At 49.9% G+C, this 26,572-nt stretch carries 29 protein-coding genes, 1 other RNA gene and 1 pseudogene; 14 read left to right on the top strand and 17 right to left on the bottom strand.

Annotated features, from left to right (window positions below; genetic code table 11):
- Positions 1 to 6: 6 nt before the first annotated feature.
- Positions 7 to 1,077 carry a 3-deoxy-7-phosphoheptulonate synthase AroF gene (gene aroF, locus AC0TOY_RS18810; protein WP_024908343.1) on the bottom strand — a complete coding sequence of 357 codons (1,071 nt, stop codon included), beginning with the start codon at positions 1,075 to 1,077 and terminating at the stop codon, positions 7 to 9.
- A gap of 214 nt (positions 1,078 to 1,291) precedes the next feature.
- On the opposite strand from aroF, the gene AC0TOY_RS18805 reads away from it, so the two are divergent.
- The 4 genes from AC0TOY_RS18805 to AC0TOY_RS18790 all read left to right on the top strand — a co-directional run bounded on the left by AC0TOY_RS18805 (position 1,292) and on the right by AC0TOY_RS18790 (position 4,067).
- Positions 1,292 to 1,666 carry a DUF2799 domain-containing protein gene (locus tag AC0TOY_RS18805; RefSeq protein WP_473722352.1) on the top strand — a complete coding sequence of 125 codons (375 nt, stop codon included), beginning with the start codon at positions 1,292 to 1,294 and terminating at the stop codon, positions 1,664 to 1,666.
- A 138-nt stretch (positions 1,667 to 1,804) separates the two neighbouring features.
- Complete coding sequence (gene yfiR, locus AC0TOY_RS18800; RefSeq protein ID WP_473722350.1) at positions 1,805 to 2,356, top strand: regulatory sequestration protein YfiR; 552 nt, start codon at positions 1,805 to 1,807, stop codon at positions 2,354 to 2,356.
- Positions 2,349 to 3,569: a diguanylate cyclase DgcN/YfiN gene (gene dgcN, locus AC0TOY_RS18795; protein WP_061714603.1), complete on the top strand. Its 1,221-nt coding sequence runs from the start codon at positions 2,349 to 2,351 to the stop codon at positions 3,567 to 3,569. Before yfiR ends, dgcN begins: the two co-directional genes overlap by 8 nt.
- A 12-nt stretch (positions 3,570 to 3,581) precedes the next feature.
- On the top strand, positions 3,582 to 4,067 hold the full coding sequence (locus tag AC0TOY_RS18790; protein WP_473722349.1) for an OmpA family protein: 486 nt from the start codon (positions 3,582 to 3,584) through the stop codon (positions 4,065 to 4,067).
- A 2-nt stretch (positions 4,068 to 4,069) separates the two neighbouring features.
- Here AC0TOY_RS18790 and AC0TOY_RS18785 read toward each other — a convergent pair whose 3' ends face one another.
- The 10 genes and pseudogenes from AC0TOY_RS18785 to ffh form a co-directional block, all read right to left on the bottom strand.
- A complete protein-coding gene (locus AC0TOY_RS18785) occupies positions 4,070 to 5,440 on the bottom strand; it encodes a PepSY-associated TM helix domain-containing protein (RefSeq protein ID WP_061714601.1) in 1,371 nt (456 codons plus the stop codon).
- Positions 5,441 to 5,479: 39 nt separating this feature from the next.
- Positions 5,480 to 5,884 (bottom strand): DUF2946 domain-containing protein, encoded by a 405-nt coding sequence (locus AC0TOY_RS18780; RefSeq protein ID WP_473722347.1) that lies wholly within the window; start codon positions 5,882 to 5,884, stop codon positions 5,480 to 5,482.
- A 273-nt stretch (positions 5,885 to 6,157) separates the two neighbouring features.
- On the bottom strand, positions 6,158 to 7,114 hold the full coding sequence (locus AC0TOY_RS18775; protein WP_473722346.1) for a hypothetical protein: 957 nt from the start codon (positions 7,112 to 7,114) through the stop codon (positions 6,158 to 6,160).
- Between the two features lie 23 nt (positions 7,115 to 7,137).
- A pseudogene (locus AC0TOY_RS18770) lies at positions 7,138 to 7,285 on the bottom strand (tyrosine-type recombinase/integrase); the annotation flags it as partial.
- A gap of 68 nt (positions 7,286 to 7,353) precedes the next feature.
- Positions 7,354 to 8,076, bottom strand: coding sequence for a hypothetical protein (locus AC0TOY_RS18765; RefSeq protein ID WP_473722345.1), 723 nt, complete (start codon positions 8,074 to 8,076; stop codon positions 7,354 to 7,356).
- 203 nt (positions 8,077 to 8,279) lie between these two features.
- Positions 8,280 to 8,627, bottom strand: coding sequence for a 50S ribosomal protein L19 (gene rplS, locus AC0TOY_RS18760; protein WP_002914145.1), 348 nt, complete (start codon positions 8,625 to 8,627; stop codon positions 8,280 to 8,282).
- Positions 8,628 to 8,670: 43 nt separating this feature from the next.
- Positions 8,671 to 9,438, bottom strand: a complete 768-nt coding sequence (trmD, locus tag AC0TOY_RS18755) for a tRNA (guanosine(37)-N1)-methyltransferase TrmD (protein ID WP_473722344.1) — start codon at positions 9,436 to 9,438, stop codon at positions 8,671 to 8,673.
- Positions 9,439 to 9,469: 31 nt separating this feature from the next.
- On the bottom strand, positions 9,470 to 10,009 hold the full coding sequence (rimM, locus tag AC0TOY_RS18750) for a ribosome maturation factor RimM (protein ID WP_032645319.1): 540 nt from the start codon (positions 10,007 to 10,009) through the stop codon (positions 9,470 to 9,472).
- Between the two features lie 15 nt (positions 10,010 to 10,024).
- Entirely contained in the window at positions 10,025 to 10,273 is a 249-nt protein-coding gene (rpsP, locus tag AC0TOY_RS18745; protein ID WP_003863133.1) for a 30S ribosomal protein S16, read from the bottom strand.
- Between the two features lie 116 nt (positions 10,274 to 10,389).
- A complete protein-coding gene (gene ffh / locus AC0TOY_RS18740; RefSeq protein ID WP_014884878.1) occupies positions 10,390 to 11,751 on the bottom strand; it encodes a signal recognition particle protein in 1,362 nt (453 codons plus the stop codon).
- Between the two features lie 166 nt (positions 11,752 to 11,917).
- Here ffh and AC0TOY_RS18735 point away from each other — a divergent pair, with 166 nt between their 5' ends.
- Both AC0TOY_RS18735 and AC0TOY_RS18730 read left to right on the top strand, forming a co-directional pair.
- Positions 11,918 to 12,709 carry a cytochrome C assembly family protein gene (locus tag AC0TOY_RS18735; protein ID WP_014884879.1) on the top strand — a complete coding sequence of 264 codons (792 nt, stop codon included), beginning with the start codon at positions 11,918 to 11,920 and terminating at the stop codon, positions 12,707 to 12,709.
- An 18-nt stretch (positions 12,710 to 12,727) separates the two neighbouring features.
- Positions 12,728 to 14,014, top strand: a complete 1,287-nt coding sequence (locus tag AC0TOY_RS18730) for an HlyC/CorC family transporter (protein WP_032640969.1) — start codon at positions 12,728 to 12,730, stop codon at positions 14,012 to 14,014.
- A 52-nt stretch (positions 14,015 to 14,066) separates the two neighbouring features.
- Here AC0TOY_RS18730 and grpE read toward each other — a convergent pair whose 3' ends face one another.
- On the bottom strand, positions 14,067 to 14,660 hold the full coding sequence (gene grpE / locus AC0TOY_RS18725) for a nucleotide exchange factor GrpE (protein ID WP_032646909.1): 594 nt from the start codon (positions 14,658 to 14,660) through the stop codon (positions 14,067 to 14,069).
- A 122-nt stretch (positions 14,661 to 14,782) separates the two neighbouring features.
- Between grpE and nadK the strand changes: the two genes are divergently transcribed.
- From nadK to bamE, 3 genes are all read left to right on the top strand, one after another.
- Positions 14,783 to 15,661 (top strand): NAD(+) kinase, encoded by an 879-nt coding sequence (gene nadK, locus AC0TOY_RS18720; protein WP_008502500.1) that lies wholly within the window; start codon positions 14,783 to 14,785, stop codon positions 15,659 to 15,661.
- Positions 15,662 to 15,746: 85 nt separating this feature from the next.
- On the top strand, positions 15,747 to 17,408 hold the full coding sequence (gene recN / locus AC0TOY_RS18715; protein ID WP_473722342.1) for a DNA repair protein RecN: 1,662 nt from the start codon (positions 15,747 to 15,749) through the stop codon (positions 17,406 to 17,408).
- 138 nt (positions 17,409 to 17,546) lie between these two features.
- Positions 17,547 to 17,885 (top strand): outer membrane protein assembly factor BamE, encoded by a 339-nt coding sequence (bamE, locus tag AC0TOY_RS18710; protein ID WP_023308883.1) that lies wholly within the window; start codon positions 17,547 to 17,549, stop codon positions 17,883 to 17,885.
- A 103-nt stretch (positions 17,886 to 17,988) separates the two neighbouring features.
- Here the strand turns inward: bamE and AC0TOY_RS18705 are convergent, their stop codons facing one another.
- Together AC0TOY_RS18705 and AC0TOY_RS18700 are read right to left on the bottom strand one after the other, a co-directional pair.
- Complete coding sequence (locus AC0TOY_RS18705; RefSeq protein WP_023308884.1) at positions 17,989 to 18,276, bottom strand: RnfH family protein; 288 nt, start codon at positions 18,274 to 18,276, stop codon at positions 17,989 to 17,991.
- Entirely contained in the window at positions 18,266 to 18,703 is a 438-nt protein-coding gene (locus AC0TOY_RS18700; RefSeq protein ID WP_024908332.1) for a type II toxin-antitoxin system RatA family toxin, read from the bottom strand. The genes AC0TOY_RS18705 and AC0TOY_RS18700 overlap by 11 nt, the downstream gene beginning before the upstream one ends.
- A 156-nt stretch (positions 18,704 to 18,859) precedes the next feature.
- Between AC0TOY_RS18700 and smpB the strand changes: the two genes are divergently transcribed.
- The 5 genes from smpB (at position 18,860) to AC0TOY_RS18675 (ending at position 24,392) form a co-directional block, all read left to right on the top strand.
- Entirely contained in the window at positions 18,860 to 19,342 is a 483-nt protein-coding gene (gene smpB, locus AC0TOY_RS18695) for an SsrA-binding protein SmpB (protein ID WP_008502505.1), read from the top strand.
- Between the two features lie 89 nt (positions 19,343 to 19,431).
- Positions 19,432 to 19,795: a transfer-messenger RNA gene (gene ssrA, locus AC0TOY_RS18690) on the top strand.
- Positions 19,796 to 19,978: 183 nt separating this feature from the next.
- Positions 19,979 to 21,166, top strand: coding sequence for an integrase domain-containing protein (locus AC0TOY_RS18685; RefSeq protein WP_473722341.1), 1,188 nt, complete (start codon positions 19,979 to 19,981; stop codon positions 21,164 to 21,166).
- A 162-nt stretch (positions 21,167 to 21,328) separates the two neighbouring features.
- The gene (locus tag AC0TOY_RS18680; RefSeq protein ID WP_473722340.1) at positions 21,329 to 22,246 is read left to right on the top strand and encodes a HamA C-terminal domain-containing protein; all 918 of its coding nucleotides are present in this window, start codon (positions 21,329 to 21,331) and stop codon (positions 22,244 to 22,246) included.
- 1 nt (position 22,247) lies between these two features.
- Positions 22,248 to 24,392 carry a DEAD/DEAH box helicase gene (locus tag AC0TOY_RS18675; protein ID WP_473722339.1) on the top strand — a complete coding sequence of 715 codons (2,145 nt, stop codon included), beginning with the start codon at positions 22,248 to 22,250 and terminating at the stop codon, positions 24,390 to 24,392.
- 271 nt (positions 24,393 to 24,663) lie between these two features.
- On the opposite strand, the gene AC0TOY_RS18670 is transcribed toward AC0TOY_RS18675, so the two are convergent.
- Genes AC0TOY_RS18670 through AC0TOY_RS18660 form a run of 3 tightly spaced genes read right to left on the bottom strand, consistent with a single transcriptional unit; the run spans position 24,664 to position 26,220 of the window.
- Positions 24,664 to 25,227 (bottom strand): phage polarity suppression protein, encoded by a 564-nt coding sequence (locus AC0TOY_RS18670; RefSeq protein WP_473722338.1) that lies wholly within the window; start codon positions 25,225 to 25,227, stop codon positions 24,664 to 24,666.
- A 28-nt stretch (positions 25,228 to 25,255) separates the two neighbouring features.
- Positions 25,256 to 25,474, bottom strand: a complete 219-nt coding sequence (locus tag AC0TOY_RS18665) for an ogr/Delta-like zinc finger family protein (protein WP_014830132.1) — start codon at positions 25,472 to 25,474, stop codon at positions 25,256 to 25,258.
- 2 nt (positions 25,475 to 25,476) lie between these two features.
- Complete coding sequence (locus AC0TOY_RS18660) at positions 25,477 to 26,220, bottom strand: capsid protein (protein ID WP_473722337.1); 744 nt, start codon at positions 26,218 to 26,220, stop codon at positions 25,477 to 25,479.
- Between the last annotated feature and the right edge of the window lie 352 nt (positions 26,221 to 26,572).

Here is a 26,572-nt window from a genome sequence, read left to right as displayed (position 1 = left end):
AACCTCTTAAGCCAGACGCGTCGCCAGCTGGCCGTTCAAATCTTTGTGGATCTCACGCAGCAGCGCATCGGTGGTCTCCCAGCTGATGCAGGCATCCGTCACGGAGACGCCGTGCTTCATGGCACTGCGCGGTTGTTCAGACGACTGATTGCCTTCATGGATATTGCTCTCAATCATCAGACCGATAATCGAACGGTTACCATCTTTGATCTGTGCGACCACAGATTCCGCAACCGCTGGCTGGCGACGGTAATCTTTATTCGAATTACCATGACTGCAATCTACCATCAGTGCCGGGCGCAGTCCCGCCTGCTCCATCTCTTTTTCACACTGGGCCACGTCCGCCGGGCTGTAGTTCGGGGCTTTCCCGCCGCGCAGGATCACATGGCCATCGGGGTTACCCTGCGTTTGCAGGAGGCATACCTGGCCCGCCTGGTTGATACCGACAAAACGGTGCGGCATGGCGGCAGCACGCATGGCGTTGATCGCCGTCGCCAGGCTGCCATCGGTACCGTTTTTAAAACCAACCGGCATCGACAGGCCAGATGCCATCTCGCGGTGGGTTTGCGATTCCGTGGTACGCGCGCCAATCGCGGACCAGCTGAACAGATCGCCAAGGTATTGCGGGCTGTTCGGATCCAGCGCTTCGGTTGCCAGCGGCAGCCCCATGCTGACCAGTTCCACCAGCAGGCGACGCGCAATCTTCAGGCCTGCTTCCACATCAAACGAGCCATCCATGTGCGGATCGTTAATCAACCCTTTCCAGCCGACGGTAGTACGTGGCTTCTCAAAATAGACGCGCATCACCAGATAGAGGCTATCGCTGACCTCCTCCGCTAATGTTTTAAATCGACGAGCGTACTCAATGGCGGTTTCAGGATCGTGAATGGAGCAAGGACCGCATACCACCAGCAGGCGCGGATCGCGGCCGGCGATAATGTCAGAAATGGTCTGACGAGAGTGCTCAATCTGAGCCTCCTGCGCGACGCTCAGCGGAAATTCTGCTTTCAGTTGATCCGGAGTAATTAAAACCTGTTCGTCAGTGATATGTACGTTGTTCAGCGCGTCTTTTTGCATGATGGCGATCCTGTAAAGCTCGTTTGCGATAGTTGTTTTCCTCGATGAGGTGAGACCACGATACCATAAAAAGTAAACATTTCAATCCAAAATACGTACACATTAGTTTACAGATGCCAATTTATTGCAAAAATCAGCTGATAAAAACGTAAACTTTAAATTACAGACAGATTTTCTTTAGCCAGGCTATGCTGAAGAAAAAAGGAGAATGGCTATGCGTTCAATTGCTCTCGCGCTGTTGTCGCTGTTTTTAACGGGCTGTCAGATCAATCCTTACACCTTCCAGCCCGACTGGACCAGCCCATCCTGGTTTGATGCCGGTAAAGAAGACGCCATGAATGGCCTGCCGGTTAAAGATAACCAGGCCCTGGCCGATAGTTTTAACGACACGCACGTCGATCGTAGTGAATATCTTCGCGGCTATGCCGATGGTCAGAAGAAAGTCTGCGAAGAAGGATTTATTCATGCCTGGGGATTAGCAGGGAAATCTTTCCCTGCCAGCTGCGATACTGTCGAAAACGCGGCAACACTGCGTGCGTCATGGCAGAAAGGGATGGATGAAAGTATGCGCTCCAGCAGACTCAATTAAGTCTGTTTTTATCCACCGGAAAATACACAACAGTAGGATTTAGCTTAGGTTGGCCTCATGCTATTTCTGACATAATGACGGATCTGATAAACAATGATATTCTGCCCACAACTCTTAAGGACGTCTATTTCCGGAGCGATGTGGCGGATTCTGGTGAGAAATTCATTCTTGATCTCTTTTTTCCGACTCACTCTGGTGTTAATGCTGTTCCTTATGGTGGGCCCAACGACGGCAGGCGCACTTACGGAAACGGATAAATCGGTACGCTCAATTGTCTCAGGCATTGTGAGCTATACGCGATGGCCGTCACTTACCGGGCAACCTAAACTCTGCGTCTACGCCACTTCTCGCTATACGCATGCCCTCAGCGGCGACGAAGGGCACAACGAGTTACCTTATACCCCCGTTATTGTACGTAACGATCGGGAAGCCCTGGCCGCGACGTGCGATGCGATTTATTTCGGATCTGAATCACCGGCAAAACAACTTGAATTAATAAGTCAATATCAGGGCAGAGCGTTGCTATTAATCTCAGAGCAAAATCCGGAATGTGTAATTGGCAGTGCCTTTTGCCTGATGATCGATCGCGGCCAGGTACGGTTTTCCGTCAACCTGGATGCATTGACGCGCAGTGGCGTAAGAGTCAATCCGGATGTATTAATGCTGGCACGGAATAAGCAGCATGGATAAAGATTTCACTTCAACATCACGTCCGACGTTTAAAAGAACATTGAGGCGAAACAGCATGATAAGCGTCATTATCACCATGACGTTAATATGGCTGTTGCTCTGTTTTGCCTCCGTCGTAACCTTAAAACAATACGCGCAAAAGAATCTCGAATTAACCGGCGCCACAATGAGCCACAGCCTGGAAGCCTCGCTGGTTTTCAACGACTCGCTCGCGGCCAGCGAAACGCTTGCCGCCCTGGGCAAACAGGGGCAGTTTGCCGTGGCCGAGGTGATTAACGCGCATAAAAAGCGGTTCGCCTACTGGTCCTGGAACCCGGAAGATAACAACGACACGCTGGGTGCACTGGTCAGCCGCTGGCTTTTCCCCGTACCGGTTGCGCAGCCCATCATGCATAACGGCTTAACGATCGGCGAAATTCGCCTTACCGCGCGTGACAGTCTGATCAGCCATTTCATCTGGATGTCGTTTGCCGTTCTGACCGGCTGCATTCTCTTTGCCGCCGTCGTCGCGCTCATCATTACCCAGTCTTTGCATCATGGGATGGTTACGGCCCTGCAGAACATTACCGACGTCGTGCATGACGTACGCACGAACCGCAACTTCTCCCGCCGGGTGAAAGATGGCCGTATCGAAGAATTTCACCAGTTTGGCGAGGACTTCAACAGTCTTCTGGATGAAATGGAAGAGTGGCAGCTGAAGCTGCAGGCGAAAAACGCCCAGCTGTTGCGTACCGCCATGCACGACCCGCTTACCGGTCTTGCCAACCGTGCGGCATTTCGTAACAGCATTGCAGCCTTAATGAACGACCCTTCAGCCAAAACAAACTCGGCCCTGCTCTTCCTCGACGGTGATAATTTTAAGTTTATTAACGACACCTGGGGACACGCGGCAGGAGACTGCGTGCTGATTGAAGTCGCCAGCAGGATGATGGAGTTTGGCGACAAACGTCACCAGGCATACCGGCTTGGCGGTGACGAATTCGCCATGGTGCTGTACGGCGTGCACTCTGAGCTTGAGGTTCAACACATTTGTGCTGCGCTTTCGCAGCAGTTTATCCGTCCGTTTGATCTTCATAACGGACAAAAAGCATCGATGTCACTCAGCATTGGCTTTGCTCTGGCGTGGGAAAATGCTTCCGTGGAAGCATTACTGGAGAGGGCTGACCGCAACATGTACCAGGTTAAAAACCAGCGTACGAAAACAATAAGTTAGAAAGGAAATTCTATGTTAAAACGTTACTTCGCGCCGATAGTACTGGCCTCACTGATTCTGGCAGGCTGTCAGTCGCCGCCGGCAGGCAAATTCACTCCTGAGCAAATTGCGGCGATGAAGTCTTACGGTTTTAACGAACTGAACGGTGACTGGTCGCTTGGCATATCGGACACCATCCTGTTTGATAAAAATGACGCCAGGCTGCGCCCGGAAAGTGAAACACAGATCCAGTCCATGGCCTCTCGCCTGGCGGAAACCGGGCTGAACCACGCGCGAATGGACGGTCACACGGATAACTACGGGGAAGAAAGCTACAACGAAGCGCTGTCGTTAAAACGCGCCAATGCGGTGGCCGAAGCCTGGGCTAAGGGTGCAAATATCCCGCGCAGCAATCTCACCACGCGGGGATTAGGTCAAAAATACCCGGTTGCGAGCAACAGTACCCCACAAGGGCGCGCTGAAAACCGCCGCGTCGCAGTGGTTATCAGCACGCCATAGGGTTATTTAGCGGATGATTCGGCGAGCGTCACCCTGGTTGCCGCTCGCCAGCGCAGCCAGTCCACCAGAACAAACAGCGCCAGACTCGCGCCCATGACCGGCAGGGCCAACCCCAACAGTACGCTGGTTACCACCGTAACGCCTCTTCCCCATCCTGACAGCGCCAGCCAGCTCTGACAAAGCGTTTGTACCGGACTCACTGCCGATTGCGCAGGACGACGCATCCACCACATCCGGTATCCCCAGATAATGAGCACGCACAGGGCAAGACCAAACGCCACGAGCAGCAGCTGATTTGCCAGGCCGAACAAGATCCCCATATGGAAATCCACGCCCCAGCGGGTCAGTTTTGCCATTAGCGGGAAATCCTCGAATCGGGTTCTGTCCAGAACCTGCATCGTCGAAGGATCAACCGCAACGGCATCGACCTGGGTCGGCCAGCTGCGATCGATTTCCGTCACGGTCCAGGCACGATCCATCGTTTTCGCCGGGCGGATCTCCAGCCTGTTGGCATCAATCCCCGCTTTACGCGCCGCGCTTAGCACTTTGTCAAACTGCGTAAAATCCATCGCCATTTCCGGCATCATCATCCCACCGTGATGACCGCGATGTTCGGCATGTTCATCCATAACCTCATGTTGGCCGGATAGCGTCGTGTTCACCTGCGGGGTGAGCCAGTTCATCTCTGCCCGCAGCTTATCCACGTTCCCGCCAGCCCACTGGGACCAGGTCAGGCCGGTTGCGGAGAACAGCAGCATTCCACCCAGCAGAACCCAGCCCAGCGTCACGTGCACCCGACGCCGGTTCTGGAAGCGATTGTTGATCCGCCGTTTGGGTCGGGTATAAAACCACAGGGCAACACCGCCCAGCGCGGCAACCCACATCCACGAGGCCGCAAGCTCGCTGTAAAGGCGCCCAATGTCGCCCAGCAGCAGAGAGGTATGCAGGTAATCAATGGTCTGACGCAGGGGTAAAATCCCGCTGGTGCCGTATACCGTCAGATCTCCCAGCACCGCCAGGCTCACCGGATCGATAAAGATAGCCCGGTTCTCCGATGGCCCAAGTTTCGGGTCAGCGAACATCACGCGGGTGGTTTCGCCCTCAACCAGCCCCGGACGCACGGCGTGCAAATGTAAATCTGATCCAACGGTTTTTTCCGCCGCGGCGATTTGTTCTGCCAGAGGCTGCGGCTCGCCCACGGAATCCGCGTGGAGCGCGTGCCGGTAGAGTGCGTTTTCCAGCTGCGGGGTCGCCACATATAGCGTCCCGGTCAGCGCGGCGAAGAAGATAAACGGGCCGACAAACAGCCCGACGTAGAAATGGAGGCGACGCAGCAGGTTTCCCCATGCCGCGCGCGGAGTGCAGGTAGTCATACTTTTCCTTTTTAAGGCAAAAAGTTATCGATTTTGTTTTTAAAGGGAAAAAGCAGACTGTCGCGGCGGCGCGCGGGTATCAGGGTAAAGCCAGGGGAAGAAGTGCCAGTGGTTGACCGCCTGATGCGGCGGCTTAACGCGAAGCCTCTGCAGCACCACGCTGAGCAGGATGATGAGCGCCAGCATCACGCCAGGGACATGCGCTAACAGCACGCAGTAGCCGCACGCTTCAGCATGGTCGACAGGCATCGTGTGCGGCATATCGCCGTGATGCTCGTCCATCGACATCATGCTCATGTCATGATGCATGCCCGGCATGGCGCTCATGGGATCTTTCTGCAACGAGACGGAGATAAGCGGTGCTACCACGATCAGCAGGATCGCGAACAGCGCGGTCAATGCCGCTGCGCGTTTCCGGTCAGGCTGATGCAGTACGTTATCCACTTCCCCTCCATTCAAGAGGCAAGCATTGTAAATGATTTATGACGAAAGGGTTAACGTGAGAAATGCGCAGGGATAAAAAAAGGGCCAGCCTTTCGGCCAGCCCTTTCTAACAGGATGTCGCTTAAGCGAATCTTAGTTCAGACGCTTTCAATCCATCACATGGATAAATATAAACTTTTAATTATAAACAGTTAGTAACATGTATCTCTGGTGCAACCAAATGCTGTCAAAAACATGCTGCGTGGGTAGTTTATGGTCATCACACATTGCTTATCATCCTTTCTTAGCCACGACCTCGGCAATTTTAGCTAGAAAATCCAATTCATCTTTATCGAATCTCCTGGCTTCTAGGAGCTCTGTCGTTTGCCCGCTTTCGAGTCTTCCAACATTGGAACTAAACTTTAATCTATCTAGAACAGCCATGTAATCGACATTCTCAGAGTTAACTGAAAGTAGCTTTACCACAGCTAAGGTTTCCTCACGAGAGCGTTTTATCGCTTCATAATATCTGAATTCATCCATTGTGACTCTATATTGCTTGAGGAAGAAAAATGATATTAGCTCAATAAAAAAAAGTATACCAAACTTAGGAGCGAGATAAACCAGTTCATTTATGAAGCTGTTCGACTTCGGAATATTAACTACAGGCGGTAGCGAATCAGAAACATGAACTTGCGAGTAAAAAAATACTAACCCCACTATTGAAAATACCACCCCAAACAGTAAATATAAACTACCTCGGCTATATATATCCTTAGATAACCTAGCGGAGCTCACGACCAAATCGCTTAAATACCCCTCAGCCAAATCTGATTTGGTTTTTTGAGGTTCATCATTCACAACACCAAGAGCCACTGAAGTAATTCTAACCTCGTCATTAATAGACAAGGCACGCCTAAGGATCATTTGTATCGGAGATATTCGATACACCATTGTAAATGCCAATGGAATCAAGCCTAAGGCTAAAGCCTTAACCCCTGCACTCATATTTAAAAACATGGCGAAAGCTGATGTTTCAGAAGGGATAGTATCGACCATAGGAGATTTATAAATCATAAAAATAAAGAAAGAAACATAGAACCATAAAAACATCTCCATGATATTTATAAGGCCGGGATTTCTTGCCATAAGGGAGATAACCCTTCGCTCACCACTTATTTTCTTCACTCCATCAGTTAATTTCGTAGCATCTTCAGTAACTCTTTTTTCATCTTCATTATTTAAACTCATAAATTTCCTATCTTTGATATTCATTAATGGATTAAAAATACGGCATCTTCTAAGTGTTCTGGAGCAAAAGGGCATATCTCATCGTCTCTCTAATGTTTGCATGCCCAATATTCGCTGTAAGACAAGAATATCCTCTCCATTCATCATAAAATGACTAGCAAACGTATGGCGATTCAGCAAGCAACAGCAACTCTGGCTTTAGGGTGAAGGCCTGAGTTAAAGGCCTTGCCTAACATATTTTAAATTGGTAATGAAAAAGCTATTGACTTACAGACATGCTGTCTTGTTAAAGCAGGATGTGTTGTTTTAAAAAGTGATAAAAAACTTTTAGCTTCAACTGAATCCTCATTCAAAGAAATATTATCTTTGATGAAAGGATAAAGTGCGATTCCTGCACACATCGACAACGGCACGTAATTTATAAATATATCTTCTTTTGCAAACCCAAGTTGGCTTGCTTTAGCTTCAAATGAACCAGCATCTAAATAATTTCGGATGCGTTCTTTAGCCTCTGACCTAAGTCGAGATTCTTGACGCGGTAGAGAGAGCATCTCATCAATATCGCCCCATGAAATAGGAACCTCAAAGTAACCTCCACCTTCTTCTTCAGGAGGAGCTGGGAAATTCACATAAAAATAGTTTTTTTGCTGTGTAGGATCACTCATAGCCTGACGGTGAAAATTATAAATACTTCTTATACGGTTTGCCTTGTTATGATGCCGAGCATTTCTAATAACAAGCATCATTAACAACTCTGGTTTCAAGTACCAATCAGGCTCTACCCCATTACTTTGCATGTTGTCATACAAATTATGAAAAGCATTGAGCTGTGTGTTCAGGCCCGACTCTAAATTGCCAATTGCTTCAGCACGATCAATAGCCAACAAGCGCTGTAGCGACCAATTAGACTCTAATAAAACCCGGAAGGCCTGTGCAAGATCTTCAAAAGAGTGGGAAAGCATCCTTTATCCTTAATACGCACATTGAAGAAATTTCAGTGTAACCCAAATGAACGAAACAAACAGTAGGAAAAGAGTAGCGGTAAGTAAAGCTAACAATAACCCTTTCTAAGTGGACATTCTATGGACACTGAAACGAAAAAAGGGGTTAGCATTACGCTAACCCCTTGTTTCTACAAGCTTTCGGATGTTGCGAAAGCGCGTTATTAGTTCAGACGCTCTTTAATACGAGCAGACTTACCAGTACGCTCACGCAGGTAGTACAGTTTAGCTTTACGTACAGCACCACGACGTTTAACAGCAATGCTGTCAACTACCGGAGAGTGAGTCTGGAAGACACGCTCAACGCCTTCGCCGTTGGAAATTTTACGAACAGTGAATGCAGAGTGCAGACCGCGGTTACGAATAGCGATAACCACGCCCTCGAATGCCTGCAGACGTTTTTTGGAACCTTCAACAACCCATACTTTCACTTCCACGGTGTCACCTGGACGGAAGGAAGGTACGTCCTGCTTCATCTGCTCTTGTTCAAGTTGCTTAATAATGTTGCTCATAATTTAATCTCTTATCCTGGGTAAACTGATATTCGGGAGCGTATTACGCATTCCCATCATGTTCATGCTGCTGGTGCGCGTGTTCAGTTTTGAACTCGGCCAGCAACTTTGCTTGCTCTTCAGTCAGAGCCAGGTTTTCCAGAAGTTCAGGTCTTCTAAGCCAGGTTCGGCCCAGCGACTGCTTCAAACGCCAGCGACGTATCTCGGCATGGTTTCCAGACAGTAACACCGCCGGTACTTCCATCCCTTCTAACACTTCAGGACGAGTATAGTGTGGACAGTCCAGCAACCCACCGGCAAAGGAATCTTCCGTTGCCGAAGCTTCATGGCCCAGAACCCCCGGAATGAACCGGGCGACGGAGTCAATCAGCGTCATTGCCGGTAACTCACCACCGCTGAGAACGTAATCGCCGATAGACCATTCTTCGTCAATCTCGGTTTGAATTACGCGCTCATCTATCCCTTCGTAGCGTCCACAGACCAGAATCAGCTTTTGATTCGTCGCCAGTTCGCTCACGCCCGCTTGATCAAGCTTGCGTCCCTGAGGTGACAGATAAATCACCTTTGCGCCTTCACCTGCCGCGGCTTTTGCTGTGTGAATGGCGTCCCGTAAGGGTTGCACCATCATTAGCATCCCCGGTCCGCCGCCGTAAGGACGATCGTCCACGGTACGGTGCCGGTCATGAGTAAAGTCACGAGGACTCCAGCTCTGGATGCTCAGCAGGCCATTCTTTACTGCCCGGCCAGTTACCCCGTAATCGGTAATCGCGCGGAACATTTCAGGAAACAGGCTAATTATGCCAATCCACATAGCGCCGTCTTTTACCGTTTATCCGGAGAATTTAAAAACCAGGATCCCAATCTACTTCAATGGTTTGAGTAGTGAGATCGACTTTCTTGATAACCTGTCCATCGAGGAACGGGACCAACCGCTCCTTGATGCCAAATGCATCTTTCAGGTTTGCCTTAATGACGAGAACGTCATTCGACCCGGTTTCCATCATATCGATGACTTTCCCCAGGCTGTAGCCTTCGGTAGTGACTACCTGGCAACCCATAAGGTCTTTCCAGTAGTAGTCGCCCTCTTCCAGCTGTGGCAACTGCGACGAATCCACGACAATTTCACAATTAGTCAGCGCATTCGCGGCATCACGATCGTCAACGCCTTTCAGCTTGATGATGATGTCCTGATTGTGGTGACGCCAGCTTTCCAGCTCGACCTCTTCCCACTTACCGCCTTTCTGGATAAACCAGGGCTGGTAATCAAAAATGCTATCAGCGTCTTCAGTGGAGGAAAACACTCTGAGCCAACCACGGATACCGTAGCAAGAACCCATTTTTCCCAATACGATCGGTTCAACAGGTACTTTATTGCTCATCATGACCACCGTGACAGATTAAGCTGCTTTGTTTGCTGCTTTGATCAGCGTAGCAACGCGATCGGAAACAGTAGCGCCCTGGCCAACCCAGTGAGCGATACGATCCAGATCCAGACGAGTTTCTTCTTCTGCGCCAGCGGCCAGTGGGTTGAAGAAACCAACGCGCTCGATGAAGCGACCGTTGCGTGCATTACGGCTGTCAGTCACAACAACCTGGTAGAACGGACGCTTTTTAGCGCCGTGACGTGCTAAACGAATAGTTACCATAACATCCTCTTGTGTGAATAAAACAACCGGGCCCCATCGAGGAACGGAGCCCGGGTGTCATATTAAAAGCCCGAAAATTTTACTCATTTTCGGGCAAAAAGCAATCTCAAAAGCGATTAACGCCCTGGAAAACCGGGAGGCATCATCCCTTTCATGCCGCGCATCATCTTCGCCATGCCGCCTTTCTTCATTTTCTTCATCATGCGCTGCATGTCGTCGAACTGTTTCAGAAGGCGGTTAACGTCCTGCACCTGCATGCCGCAACCGGCTGCGATACGGCGTTTACGGGAACCTTTGATGATATCCGGGTTAGCGCGTTCTTTGAGGGTCATCGAGTTGATGATCGCCTCCATACGCACCAGCACCTTGTCATCCATCTGCGCTTTCACGTTGTCAGGGATCTGGCCCATGCCCGGCAGTTTGCCCATCAGGCTGGCCATGCCGCCCATATTTTTCATCTGACGCAATTGCTCAAGGAAGTCGGTGAGATCGAAACCGTCACCTTTTTTCAGCTTGCTGGCCAGCTTCTCGGCCTGCGCGCGGTCAACCTTGCTCTCGATATCTTCGATCAGCGACAGCACGTCGCCCATGCCGAGAATACGGGAGGCAATACGGTCCGGGTGGAACGGCTCCAGCGCTTCGGTTTTTTCGCCCACGCCGAGGAATTTAATCGGCTTACCGGTGATGTGACGAATGGAGAGCGCCGCACCGCCGCGGGCGTCACCGTCCACTTTGGTCAGCACCACGCCGGTTAACGGCAGCGCTTCGTTAAACGCTTTCGCGGTATTCGCCGCATCCTGACCGGTCATGGCGTCGACAACGAACAGGGTCTCTACCGGATTGATAGAGGCATGCACCTGCTTGATCTCGTCCATCATCGCTTCGTCAACGTGCAGACGACCGGCGGTATCCACCAGCAGCACGTCATAGAATTTCAGCTTCGCTTCTTTCAGCGCGGCGTTAACGATGTCGACAGGCTTCTGCGCCACGTCGGACGGGAAGAAATCTACGCCGACCTGCTCGGCCAGGGTTTCCAGCTGTTTGATCGCCGCCGGGCGATAGACGTCCGCAGAGACCACCAGCACTTTCTTCTTGTGCTTTTCACGCAGGAACTTACCCAGCTTACCGACGCTGGTCGTCTTACCCGCACCCTGCAGGCCCGCCATCAGCACCACTGCCGGTGGCTGAGCCGCCAGGTTAAGCACCTGGTTCTCTTCGCCCATCGCCGAAACCAGTTCATTACGAACGATTTTGACGAACTCCTGACCCGGGGTCAGGCTCTTGTTAACTTCATGACCAACCGCCTTCTCTTTTACGCGGTTGATAAAATCACGAACAACCGGCAACGCGACGTCTGCTTCCAGCAGCGCCATGCGCACTTCGCGCAGCGTTTCCTTGATGTTCTCTTCAGTAAGGCGTCCGCGGCCGCTGATGTTGCGCAGCGTGCGCGACAAACGATCGGTTAAATTATCAAACATTGTCTCTCGCCTGAGTAGAAACGTTGGGCCGCCATGGGCGACACATACACAGAATTTTGCCGGAGTATAACATGAAGGCGCCTTTGTTGTTATGCAACGGTTGGAGCAGGCGTCACGTAACGTTATACTGCTTCTCTTTCTTATTAAGACAACTGTCGATGCCTATATGCCTGTTTTCGCACTGATCGCCCTTGTTGCCTACTCTGTCAGCCTCGCGCTGATCGTTCCCGGACTGCTGCAAAAAAACAGCGGCTGGCGGCGCATGGCTATTCTTTCTGCGGTCATCGCACTGATTAGCCACGCCTTTGCGCTGGAATCACGCATCATTCCCGGCGACGGCAGCGTGCAAAACCTGAGCGTCCTCAACGTCGGCTCGCTGGTCAGCCTGATGATCTGTACGGTGATGACCATCGTCGCGTCTAAAAATCGCGGCTGGCTGCTGCTGCCGATTGTCTACACCTTTGCGCTGATCAATCTGGCCCTCGCTACCTTTATGCCTAATGAGTTTATTACGCATCTGGAGGCAACCCCGGGGATGCTGGTGCATATCGGCCTGTCGCTCTTTGCCTACGCGACGCTGATCATCGCCGCGCTTTACGCCATGCAGCTCGCCTGGATTGACTATCAGCTGAAAAACAAAAAGCTGGCCTTTAACCATGAAATGCCGCCGCTGATGGTCATTGAGCGTAAGATGTTCCACATCACCCAGGTGGGGGTGGTGCTGCTGACGCTGACGCTCTGCACGGGCCTGTTTTACATGAAGAACCTGTTCAGCGTGGAGAATATCGATAAAGCGGTGCTCTCCATCATCGCGTGGTTTGTCTATATTGTCCTGTTATGGGGCCATTATCATGAAGGCTGGCGCGGTCGTCGCGTGGTCTGGTTCAACGTCGCGGGTGCAGGCATTCTCACCCTTGCCTATTTTGGCAGCCGCTTCATACAGCAATTTGCTGGCTAAGAAACAAAGGAGTTCCCCCTGGAACACATCTCTACCACCACGCTGATCGTTACGCTGATCGTCATGGTGGTCATCTCCGCCTATTTCTCCGGCTCGGAAACCGGCATGATGACCTTAAACCGCTACCGGTTGCGTCATCGTGCTAAACAGGGTAACCGCGCCGCACGTCGCGTTGAAAAACTGCTCCGTAAGCCGGATCGCCTGATAAGCCTGGTGCTCATCGGCAACAACCTCGTCAACATTCTGGCCTCTGCCCTCGGCACCATCGTCGGGATGCGCCTGTACGGCAACGCCGGGGTGGCGATTGCCACCGGCGTGCTGACGTTCGTGGTGCTGGTGTTTGCCGAAGTGCTGCCAAAAACCATCGCCGCGCTTTACCCTGAGAAAGTCGCCTACCCGAGCAGCTTCCTGCTGGCACCGCTGCTGATCCTGATGATGCCGCTGGTCTGGCTGCTGAACATGGTGACGCGCGTCCTGATGCGGATGGTGGGAATCAAAGCCGACGTCACCATCAGCAGCGCGCTCAGCAAAGAAGAGCTTCGCACCATCGTGCATGAATCCCGCTCGCAGATCTCCCGCCGCAATCAGGACATGCTCCTGTCGGTGCTGGATCTGGAAAAGGTGAGCGTGAACGACATCATGGTGCCGCGTAACGAAATCGTCGGTATCGACATCAATGACGACTGGAAAGCCATCGTCCGCCAGCTGACGCACTCCCCGCACGGGCGCATTGTGCTGTACCGCGACTCGCTGGATGACGCCATCAGCATGCTCCGCGTGCGCGAAGCCTACCGGCTGATGACCGAGAAAAAAGAGTTCACCAAAGAGGTGATGCTGCGCGCCGCCGACGAAATTTACTACGTGCCGGAAGGAACCCCCCTCAGCACGCAGCTGGTGAAATTCCAGCGCAACAAGAAGAAGGTCGGCCTGGTGGTCAATGAGTACGGCGATATTCAGGGGCTGGTGACGGTCGAAGATATTCTGGAAGAGATTGTCGGGGACTTTACCACCTCAATGTCGCCTTCCCTCGCGGAAGAGGTTACCCCGCAAAACGACGGATCGGTGCTGATTGACGGCAGCGCGAACATTCGCGAACTCAACAAAGCCTTTAACTGGCATTTGCCGGAAGATGAGGCTCGCACCATTAACGGGATGATTCTGGAAGCGCTGGAAGAGATCCCGGCGGCGGGCACGCGGGTGCGCATTGAGCAATACGATATTGATATCCTGGACGTGCAGGACAATATGATCAAGCAGGTGAAAGTCCTGCCCGTTAAACCCCTGCGCGAAAGTATCGCGGAGTAAGGTTGTAGGCCGGGTAAGGCGAACGCCGCTACCCGGCACTACGGATAGCGAATTACGCTTTCGCTTTCGCCACGGTCACCATCGCCGCGCGAATGGTACGGCCGTTCAGGGTGTAACCTTTCTGCATTACGCCCAGCACCTTACCGGCTTCAATCTCTTCAGATTCAACCATCGCAATCGCCTGGTGAACGTTTGGATCCAGCGGAACGTCGGTATCGGCAATTACTTCCACGCCAAACTTACGCACCACGTCGAGCATGGATTTCAGCGTCAGTTCGATACCTTCGATCATTGCCGCGTTGTCCGGATTCGCTTTGTCAGCCACTTCCAGCGCGCGATCGAGGCTATCGATTACCGGCAGCAGTTCGTTGACGAATTTCTCCAGCGCAAATTTATGCGCCTTCTCAACGTCCTGCTCGGTACGGCGACGCAGGTTTTCCATTTCCGCCTTGATGCGCAGAACACCATCGCGTTCGCGATTCTGTGCTTCTACCAGCTGGGCTTCCAGATTCGCAATTTTTTCATCGCGCGGGTCCACCTGCTCAGCAGATGCGTCTGGCTCTACAGCCTCAACTTCATCGTGCTGTTCCGTGATAATTTCTTCAGGGGCTTGCCCCTCAGGCGTTTTCTGTTCTTTACTACTCATGAATTTCTCCGCGTTTTTCTGCATTCATCTCGCTAACTTCGCTTATTATGGGGATCAGTTTCCGGGATTCAAGGGAACAAGACAGATTGTCATCATTCATCAGGCACAAGGACCTCCAGAAAATGAATAATCATTTCAGGTGTATTGGGATCGTCGGGCATCCGCGTCACCCTACCGCACTAACGACACATGAAATGTTGTATCGCTGGTTGTGTAGCAAAGGCTATGAAGTGATGGTCGAGCAGCAGATTGCTCAGGAGCTGCAGCTGAAGAGCGTCAAAACCGGCACGCTGGCGGAAATAGGCCAACAGGCCGATCTCGCCGTGGTGGTGGGTGGCGACGGCAACATGCTCGGCGCGGCCCGCACGCTGGCGCGCTATGACATTAAGGTCATCGGCATCAACCGTGGCAATCTCGGTTTTTTAACCGACCTCGACCCAGACAATGCGCAGCAGCAGCTGGCCGACGTGCTGGAAGGCCACTATATCAGTGAAAAACGCTTTTTACTGGAAGCGCAGGTGTGCCAGCAGGACTGCCAGAAGCGCATCAGCACCGCGATTAACGAGGTGGTCCTTCACCCCGGTAAAGTGGCGCACATGATCGAGTTCGAAGTCTATATCGACGAAATCTTTGCCTTCTCCCAGCGTTCTGACGGGCTGATTATTTCCACCCCGACCGGCTCAACCGCTTACTCGCTTTCTGCCGGCGGCCCGATCCTGACGCCCTCGCTGGATGCCATTACCCTGGTGCCAATGTTCCCGCACACGCTCTCCGCCCGTCCGCTGGTCATCAACGGCGACAGCACGATCCGTCTGCGCTTCTCGCACCGCCGTAACGACCTGGAGATCAGCTGCGACAGCCAGATAGCGCTGCCAATCCAGGAAGGTGAAGATGTCCTCATTCGTCGGTGTGATTACCACCTGAATCTGATTCATCCGAAAGATTACAGCTATTTCAACACATTAAGCTCGAAGCTTGGCTGGTCAAAAAAATTGTTCTGATTCTGCATCCAGTACTTTACTGTATAAAAAACCAGTTTATACTGTATGAAAACACAGTTATGGTTTTTCATACAGGAAAACAATTATGCTGGCACAACTGACCATCAGCAACTTTGCCATTGTTCGTGAGCTTGAGATCGATTTCCACAGCGGCATGACGGCGATCACCGGGGAAACCGGTGCAGGTAAATCCATTGCCATTGATGCCCTCGGCTTGTGCCTTGGCGGCCGCGCAGAGGGCGATATGGTGCGCATGGGCGCCAACCGTGCCGACCTGTGCGCCCGTTTCTCCCTGAAAGACACCCCTGCCGCCCAGCGCTGGCTGGAGCAGAACCAGCTCGAAGATGGACGTGAGTGTTTACTCCGCCGCGTCATCAGCAGCGACGGTCGTTCCCGCGGTTTTATCAACGGCACGGCGGTCCCCCTTTCCCAGCTCCGTGAACTCGGCCAGCTGCTTATCCAGATCCACGGTCAGCACGCGCATCAGCAACTCGTCAGACCCGAACAGCAGAAAGCGCTGCTGGATGGCTATGCGGGTGAGTACGCGCTTACTCAGCTTATGGCGGAACACTATCGCCAGTGGCATCAGAGCTGCCGTGAACTTGCCCAGCATCAGCAGCAAAGCCAGGAGCGCGCCGCACGTGCGGAGCTGCTGGCGTACCAGCTTAAAGAGCTGAACGAATTCAACCCACAGCCGGGTGAGTTTGAGCAAATCGACGAAGAGTACAAACGCCTGGCGAACAGCGGTCACCTGCTCTCAACCAGCCAGAATGCGCTTAACCTGCTGGCGGATGGCGAAGACGTAAACCTGCAAGGACAGCTGTATAACGTCCGCCAGTTGATTACCGAACTGGTCGGCATGGACAGCAAGCTTTCAGGCGTTCTGGATATGCTGGAAGAAGCGGCTATTCAGATCTCCGAAGCCAGTGACGAACTGCGCCACTACTGTGAACGTCTGGATCTCGACCCGAACCGTCTGTTTGAGCTGGAGCAGCGTATCTCCCGTCAGATTTCACTGGCGCGCAAGCACCACGTCACGCCGGAAGAGCTGCCGGGCTACTATCAGTCTCTGCTGGAAGAGCAGCAGCAGCTTGACGATCAGGCTGACTCGCAGGAAACCCTCTCTCTGGCGGTGAACCTGCACCATGAACAGGCCCTGGCGACAGCGCAAAAGCTGCATGAAATCCGTCAGCATTACGCCCAGGAGCTAAGCCAGCACATCACCGACAGCATGCACACGCTGGCGATGCCGCACGGTGTATTCACCATTGATGTCCGCTTTGAAGAGAACCACCTGACGGCGGAAGGTGCGGACCGCATCGAGTTCCGCGTCACTACCAACCCGGGGCAGCCGCTGCAGGCTATCTCCAAAGTGGCCTCCGGCGGTGAACTGTCGCGTATTGCGCTGGCGATTCAGGTGATTACCGCGCGTAAAATGGAAACCCCGGCGCTGATTTTCGATGAAGTGGATGTCGGCATCAGCGGCCCAACGGCGGCGGTGGTGGGTAAACTGCTGCGCCAGCTCGGCGAATCAACGCAGGTGATGTGTGTCACCCACCTGCCGCAGGTCGCGGGCTGTGGTCATCATCACTTTATCGTCAGTAAAGAAACCGACGGTGAAATGACTGAAACACACATGAAGCCGCTGGATAAACGTGCGCGCCTGCAGGAGCTGGCACGCCTGCTCGGCGGCAGCGAAGTCACGCGTAACACGCTCGCGAACGCGAAAGAACTGCTGGCGGCATAAACTTTTTCGGGATCTCAGGGTCATACAGAACAACAAAAACGCCGCCAGACCGGTTTCAAAGTGGGGCAAGGTCTATTATCATCGGCATATTACATATGAGCCGCGTTCTGCTCGGGCCCGAAAAGGAATCAAATCACTATGCGTTGTAAAATGCTGACCGCTGCTGCAGCGGTTCTTCTGATGTTGACCGCAGGCTGTTCCACTCTGGAGAAAGTGGTTTACCGTCCTGACATCAACCAGGGGAACTACCTTACCCCTAACGATGTGTCCAAAATCCGCGTGGGGATGACACAACAGCAGGTCGCTTATACACTGGGAACCCCGATGATGTCCGATCCGTTCGGCACTAACACTTGGTTCTATGTATTCCGTCAGAAGCCGGGCCACGAAGATGCGACCCAGCAGACCCTGACGCTGACCTTCAGCAGCGCCGGTGTGTTGACCAACATCGACAACAAGCCTGCCCTGACCAAATAATCCGGTGTCAGAAAAGCAAAAAGGTGCTCATTGAGCACCTTTTTTGTATTTCTTTTATCCCCTCGCCCCTTTGGGGAGAGGGTCAGGGTGAGGGGAAAACACGCTACTTACCTGCCTTCTCCGCACGCTGACGACGCAGCTCTTTCGGGTCGGCAATCAGCGGACGATAAATCTCCACCCGATCGCCCTCTTTCAGCACATCACCCAGCTTTACCGGACGGCTGTAAATCCCGACCTTATTTTTCGCCAGGTCGATATCGCTGCGAAGCTCAAGGATGCCGGACGCGCGGATAGCCGCCTCAACGGTTGCCCCCTCTTCCAGCGTCACGCGCTGCAGGTACTGCTTCTCCGGCAGCGCGTACACCACTTCTACAGCAATCTTATGCGACACTGTAAACCTCTTTGGCGCGGGTGGTGAACGCCTGAACCATATTGGACGCCAGCTCTTTAAAGATGCGGCCAAACGCCAGCTCAATCAGCTTATTGGTAAATTCAAAGTCCAGCTGGAACTCGATGCGGCAGGCGTCAGCGCTCAGCGGCGTAAACTTCCAGCCTCCCATCAGGGTTTTAAACGGACCATCTACCAGATGCATCAAAATACTCTGATTGCTGGTCAGCGTATTGCGGGTGGTGAACGTCTTGCTGATCCCCGCTTTGGAGACGTCCACCGCCGCAGTCATCTGCGTCGGGCCGGACTCCAGAACGCGGCTCCCGGTGCATCCCGGAATAAATTCTGGATAAGACTGAACATCGTTCACTAACTGATACATTTGTTCCGCGCTGTAAGGCACAAGCGCAGTACGGCTAATCTGAGGCATAGCATTTCCCATGGTCACACAACGGACAAATAATAACATTTATCACCTGTTAAAAAAACGCTAAGCCTCATCTCGTGCTAAGATAGCGCGTTAGACCTCACAGGACGCAATGAGGTGACTTTTTGAAATCAGATTACCGACGGCTTTACGACACTTATGACGAAGAAAAAAGCACATAAACCAGGCTCGGCGACCATTGCGCTCAACAAGCGTGCTCGCCACGAGTATTTCATTGAAGAAGAATTCGAAGCTGGCCTTGCGTTGCAGGGCTGGGAAGTAAAATCGCTGCGCGCCGGGAAAGCCAACATCGGCGATAGCTACGTGATCCTGAAAGATGGCGAAGCCTTCCTGTTCGGCGCGAACTTTACGCCGCTGACCGTCGCCTCCTCACACTACGTGTGTGACCCTACGCGCACCCGCAAGCTGCTGCTGAACAAGCGTGAGCTGGAATCCCTCTACGGACGCATTAACCGTGAAGGTTTCACCGTGGTCGCCCTGTCGCTGTACTGGAAAAACGCCTGGTGCAAAGTGAAAGTTGGCGTCGCGAAGGGTAAAAAACAGCACGACAAACGTACTGACCTGAAAGAGCGCGAATGGCAGCTCGACAAAGCACGCATCATGAAAAACGCAGGACGTTGATTCTGCACACTTATTGTACTATTCAATAAGTTAGCGTTCCGGGCTGGTATCCAGGAAGTGAAATCTGGTATACTTAGTTCAACACTATTGGGGCTGATTCTGGATTCGACGGGATTTGCGAAACCCAAGGTGCATGCCGAGGGGCGGTTTGCCTCGTTAAAAGCCGCAAAAAAATAGTCGCAAACGACGAAAACTACGCTTTAGCAGCTTAATAACCTGCTCTGAGCCCTCTCTCCCTAGCTTCCGCTCTTAAGACGGGGATCAAAGAGAGGTCAAACCCAAAAGAGATCGCGTGGAAGCCCTGCCTGGGGTTGAAGCGTTAAAACTAATCAGGCTAGTTCGTTAGTGGCGTGTCTGTCCGCAGCTGGCGTGCGAATGTAAAGACAAACTAAGCATGTAGTACCGAGGATGTAGAAATTTCGGACGCGGGTTCAACTCCCGCCAGCTCCACCAAATCATGATCCGGATACGTCCGGTGAAGTACAGAAAGCCCGCATGGCACAAGCTCTGCGGGCTTTTTTGTGTCTGTTGTTGTCCGAGAACATCCGGCTAAATCCAGATAAAATTGGTACACGTTTAGGTACACGCTATACTGTGGTCCATTAAACGTGTACCAATTATGGAAGGGATCCAGACATGGCGCGCATTACACGCCCCCTCACTAACAACGAAATCCTGAAAGCGAAACCCCGCGAAAAAGACTTCACTCTGCATGATGGTGATGGCCTGTTCTTGCTCGTCAAAACCTCCGGTAAAAAACTCTGGCGCTTCCGTTATCAACGACCGGGAAGCAGCAGCCGCACAAATTTGAGTCTCGGCTCATACCCTGCCCTTACACTCGCAGCAGCTCGTCAGATACGCGACCAGCACTTAACCACGCTCGCGCAAGGCATGGATCCACAACAGCAACAGGAACAAGCGTCAGAACAACGCCAGATTGAGTTAGACAGCATTTTCTCAACAGTGGCTGCTAACTGGTTCCAGATTAAAAGCAAAAGTGTCACAAAGGATTATGCAAAGGATATTTGGCGTTCTTTGGATAAAGACGTGTTCCCGGCAATCGGTGCGATACCCGTTCAGGAGATTAAGGCCAGAACGATAGTTGAAGCATTGGAACCGATCAAAGCACGCGGCGCATTAGAGACTGTTCGTCGCTTGGTCCAGCGCATTAACGAAATAATGATTTACGCAGTCAACACTGGCCTGATTGATGCTAACCCGGCATCAGGTGTTGGAATGGCATTTGAGAAACCCAAAAAGCAGAATATGCCCACGCTACGACCAGAAGAATTACCTAAGCTGATGCGTTCTCTGGTCATGTCAAACCTGTCTGTTACGACTCGTTGTCTTATTGAGTGGCAGCTTCTGACCCTAGTGCGCCCTTCTGAGGCTTCTGGTGCTCGGTGGGTCGAGATCGATCTCGATGCCAAACTCTGGGCGATTCCCGCCGAACGAATGAAGGCTAAGCGTGAACACATTGTTCCTTTATCACCGCAGGCGCTAGGAATCTTAGAGATCATGAAATCTATAAGTGAGCATCGCGAATACGTTTTTCCAAGTCGCAACGATCCTAAGCGTCCAATGAATAGCCAAACTGCCAATGCAGCACTTAAGAGAATTGGATATGGTGGAAAGTTGGTGGCTCATGGTTTACGCTCAATTGCCAGTACAGCACTCAATGAACATGGATTTAATGCTGATGTAATTGAGTCAGCATTAGCGCATTGCGATAAAAATGAAGTTAGGAGGGCTTATAACCGCTCTACCTATCTAGAAAAACGTATTGCTTTAATGAATTGGTGGGGTGAACTAGTTCAACGATAAAATTTAAGCCTCCAGAAAAACATGTATAAATACACATGTTTTTATTTACAGTTTTTTTTATCATAAAGAAATACTATCTTTGCTTACATATCGAATAAGTCGCTAGGATGAGGGGTTGCTCATAAGTCCACGCCTAGTAGTAACGGAATAATGAGGAATATAATGGATTTTGATATTCTTATAGACCAAAGCCTATCGACACTCTTTAATGATAGCATTAATACAATCAATAAAAATAACAAACTTATTTCTATGACAAATGATTTTGAAGACGGCAAATGGCGCCATCAAAAATTCCACCGATTTATATGGGATAATATATTAGAAACCGCTCTATCGAATCAGGAAAGGGAAGCATATATAGGTGGCCCTAGCACATCTCTAGCTAAAGCAGCACAGAACCTTAGACTTACAGATAGTGAAAAAGATATTAGCAAAGGAAGCGAGCTCGCTGAGATTTTTTTATATGGCATTATGAAACACCACTTTAAAGCGCTACCTGTTGTACCTAAAATATTTTATAAACAGAACACTCAAGATAATGCCAAGGGTGCAGACAGCGTACATATTGTTATAGAAGATGACAACAACTTTACGTTATGGTTCGGTGAAGCAAAATTTTACAATAGTATTGAAGATGACCGATTCGATTCAATAATCACATCAGTTAACAATTCCATTTCAACAGACAAAATAAAGAAAGAAAATAGTATAATAACAAACACTAAAGATCTAGTTAGCTTGGTAAAAAATGATGAACTAAGATCTAAAATAATGTATTCCTTGTCATCTAAAAACTCAATTGATAATATTAAGCCAATACTCAATATCCCTATTTTCATTTTACATGAATGCCCTATAACAGAAAACGCCTCGTCTCTTTCCCCTGAATATAAGTCATCAATTATAGAACTCCATAAAGAAAGAGCTCAGTCTTTTTTTAAAAAACACCAAATAAAAATAAAAAACATCCATGATTATGATAAGATAAAGTTTCACCTAATCCTTTTCCCTATTCCAAAGAAAGAACAAATAATTAATAAGTTTGTTGAAACAGTTCGTTTTCACAAGGAACAGTAATATGAACAATGAGATTACCAGTGCTACTGACAATGATGGCGAACATGTGGCGCATGTATTTTCAAAATGCAAAGAAATAAACGACCTTATCAACTCAGATAAGGAGGATGAAGCCAGGAATAGTTTAATCCTTCTTTTAGATTATCATAAAAAACATAAAATCCATTATACGCCTTTAGTTAATCATCTCATCAGATGCACAGGGTTGTATCCTTACATTCAGGCTGAAACAGCAGATTGGAATGAACGATTAATCTATGATTTATTCAAAGTTGAAGTTGGTTTAAACACTCCAATCACTTTACACAGAGAGCAATCCTTAATATTAAAAAGATTATTAAATGGTGAAAGCTTAGCTGTAAGCGCACCAACAAGTTTTGGGAAAAGCTTCATTATTGATGCTTTTATATCATTAAACAAACCGACTAATGTTCTGATTATTGTCCCTACAATATCTCTTACAGACGAGACCCGAAGAAGGTTGCATAAAAAATTTGCTGCTGAATATAAAATAATTACAACTGCTGACGTTAGCATTTCTCAAAAGAATATATTTATATTCCCACAAGAAAGAGCAATTAGCTACTTAGATAAAATTAATGAGTTAGACTTATTAATCATTGATGAATTTTATAAAGCAAGTGAGAATCATGACAAGGAAAGAGCACCTGCTTTATTGAAAGCAATAATGAAGTTCACAAAAATTGCAAAGCAACGATATTTTTTAGCTCCAAACATTAGCACATTGAAAAGCAATCCTTTCACAAAAGGAATGGAATTTTTGAAATTGGATTTCAGCACAGTATTTTTAGAAAAACATGACCTATCAAAACAAATAAATGAGGATCCTCAAAAAAAATCCTCATTTCTTTTAGATATCCTTGAAAACACAGCAGGAAAATCTTTAATTTACGCTGGAACTTATTCTAACATCAATAAAATATCAGCGGCAATTCTCAATAATCATAAAAAAAGCGAGGTTAAGTTATTGAAAGAATTCTCTGATTGGTTGAGATTGAATTATTCTCAAAAATGGATGCTTGCAGATATTATTGAAAAGGGAACGGGCATTCATAATGGACAACTACATCGTTCAATCAGCCAAATTCAAATAAAACTATTTGAAGAAAATAACGGATTAAAAAACTTAATATCAACTTCTTCAATTGTCGAGGGAGTTAATACAGCAGCAGAAAACGTAATCATATGGCAATCAAAAAATGGAAACCGCAATCTGAAAGACTTCATGTATAAAAATATCATTGGCAGAAGCGGAAGAATGTTCAAACACTTCGTAGGCAAGATATACTTACTGTCTCCGCCACCAAAAGAAGAAGATAACGAATTAGATCTTACAATACCCAATGCACTTGTCGGCGATATTGATGAGACGGAGTTTAAAAACGACCTAACTCCAGAACAAATTTCTGCCATCATAGCTTATAAAGAAGAAATGCAATCATTATTAGGCTTTGAAACATTCAATAGATTACAATCAGAAGGTGCATTCAAATCTAATGATCCATTTCTAATCAGAGATATTGCTGTGGATATATCAATGAATCCTAGCGATTGGTTAAGCATTTCTTACCTTAATTCTGAAAACCCTGAAAGCTGGGATTATTTTTTATATAAAATAATTAAATTAAAACCGGCCGGATGGGGAGTTGAGTATAATAAATTTGTTTCTTATGTTAAAATTGCAAGTTATAACTGGAAATTAACCATCCCTGAAATATTAAGAAAACTCTCAAAACACAACATTACGATAAATGAACTCTTTGAATTAGAAAGAAACCTTACATTCAAATTATCTTCATTACTGAATGATGTAAATGTATTGCTTAACGAGCTAATCCCAAATAGAAACACAGACATATCTCCATTTATCTATAAAACTTCAAACGCATTTCTCCCTCCAATTGTTTATCAATTAGAAGAATATGGGCTACCGCGCATGATTACAAAAAAGATTGATGATGCTATAAATCTTGACTTAGACAATGAAGAACTAACTTTACATACCATTCTGGACCACCTTAAAACTTTAAACTATGTTTTCGGATTATCCGGGTTAATCGGTGCAAGCATGATTGAAGAATATATAATGAACAACTTCTTTGATGGTGTAACGTATAGTCAATAAGTTCAAAGGTAACTATGGCGGGTATTTAGAGTATATGAATTCTATTCTCAATGACGCAAGGTATAGCCAATTGCGCGCAATGCTCTCCCCGCCCCGCCTGCCCGCTTAAGGGGGCGCATTTAATGCAGGTGCATGACCGGCCTCAGGGCGCGCCAGTGCTGGCGCTGGCGGGGGATCCAGTGTCGCTAAAACGCATGCAAAACCATGCACCTTATGCATGCATGGCTTTTTTAGGGGAAAAAGGCGGGATTTTCGGTAATTTTTGAAAGGACTACTGCGCGGCCAGCTCTGCGCGTCGGCGGGTGTAATTCAGGTTCTGTGCTGGTGTGAATTTTTCACGATTATCATCGCGCGAAGCCGCGTCAGGCCTGAATCCGATGGCCGTTAAAATGTCATTATCCTGCGCCGAATAATTAATTTTTTCACCGGCGGCCAGCCAGACCTGCAGCGCCTCACGCAGATAGTCGAGTGAGTGCTGCATGGCGCAGCGCTGAATGGCGTAATGCTGCCCGGAATAATTCATCAGCTCCGGGGCAAGGGCGGCGGCCAGCTCCGCGCCATGTGCCTGCATAAAAACATTCAGACGGTTACGGATGCTGATTCGCTGCACCTCCTCATGCGAGCGAATATAACGCCCGGCAGCCTGATTTATTTCCCACTTTTTCACGTCGATAATTTCGCGCAGGGTTTGCAGGCTCCGGCCGCTGTGGCCGTTACCGGCAAGCTGTTCGCGGTATGCCTGTTCGGCCTGCTTCAGTTCATCACGGCGTTGCAGCCAGGCGGATTTATTTGCCTGACAGGCCTCAAAGGCTTTCTGTAGCGTCAGTGTGGTCACGTGTATCTCTCCTGATGTCTGGCCGTGCTCACGCACCGGCACGGTTAACGGTGGCCGCCGGTGCGGGTACAGGAATAACCGGCTCAGTAACCGGTGAACGGATAATCCCGTCAACGGATTCAAGCGTACGGAAGGTCGCCGAGCACTCGACGTTCACGCACTGGTGATAGCGCTGTTTGACGTTCTCAGACAGATAGCGACTGGTTCGGGCGTGCGCACTGGTTTTGCAGAACGGGCAGTGAAACATGCTTATACCTCCGCTTTTGTCTCGCCATTCTCAGCCAGTTTTCTGGCGAGCATCATTCTCTTCGCCGGGCTGCGTAACAGCTCCGTATCAACGTCAGTAATCTGCGGCCGGTGCATGCCCGTCACGGACAACACCGGCTCCTGCTTCATATCGAAGTGATACAGGCTGCCCTGACGGCTCAGCGCATCGCGCAGCTCACTGATGACCACGGACTGCGGTGCACTGTCACCCTGCATTTCGAGGGCACGAATGCGCAGCAGGAAAGCGCGGATAAGGGCGACGGGAACCGCATTGACAGCCTGAGCCCATTCCGCACCGGCATAAGTGGTAAAGGCATCATCATGCGCTGACAGGTATTTACTGGCGGTCGAGCAGGCATTCAGCATGGCGCGTGTCCGGTCAGTTTCCAGCTCCGCAATCAGGCCGGTGAACTCGTCGGCCAGCTCGCGACTGGCGATACGCTTGCTGTGCTCAGCTTTCATTTCAGGGGTGAGATTGCCGCGCAGGGTGCGGAAGCGACTGCGCCAGTCCTGCTCCGCCTCTGCACTCTCACTGAGGGCGGTCTGCCGCTCCTGCTTACAGCGTTCAATGGATGTATCAATCTCTTTCAGTTCCTGCATGCTGGCCGCGTGGGTGTCTCTGGCCGCAGTGAATGCGCTCAGCTTGTCGGTGATGCGCTGGCTGCTCTCTGCTGACTGTTGAGCGGCTGCATTCTGCAGGGCGGTAATGACTGTTTCGGGTTTCATGTTCAGGCTCTCCGTGTGTTCAACCTGAAATGATTCTGCCCTTCATCACACAACATCTCGATTCATTGCAGTTGTGGCAGTTCTGGCACAAACAGCACTCAAAACTCGGCTTGCCAGAGAAAGGTCTCAGCAAAACCTTACTCATCGTTTGTTTTTTTACTGATAACTGTTCACCACTGTTCACAATAAATAAAAGTACAAATAATACAGTAAGTTAAAGGGTGAACAGTTGCAGGTCTGACTGTTCACCGTCCGTTCACCACTGTTCACCTGCCGTTCTGGCTTATCTTGGGGCTTTTATATTTTATTCCGGTCAATGCAGGAGGTATTAATCAGTAAAAGTAATCATGGG

It is taken from the genome of Enterobacter sp. PL_is379, from assembly GCF_055817355.1.
The sequence above is the reverse complement of the archived record's forward strand: the minus strand, read 5'-3'. Positions and strand labels throughout refer to the sequence as shown.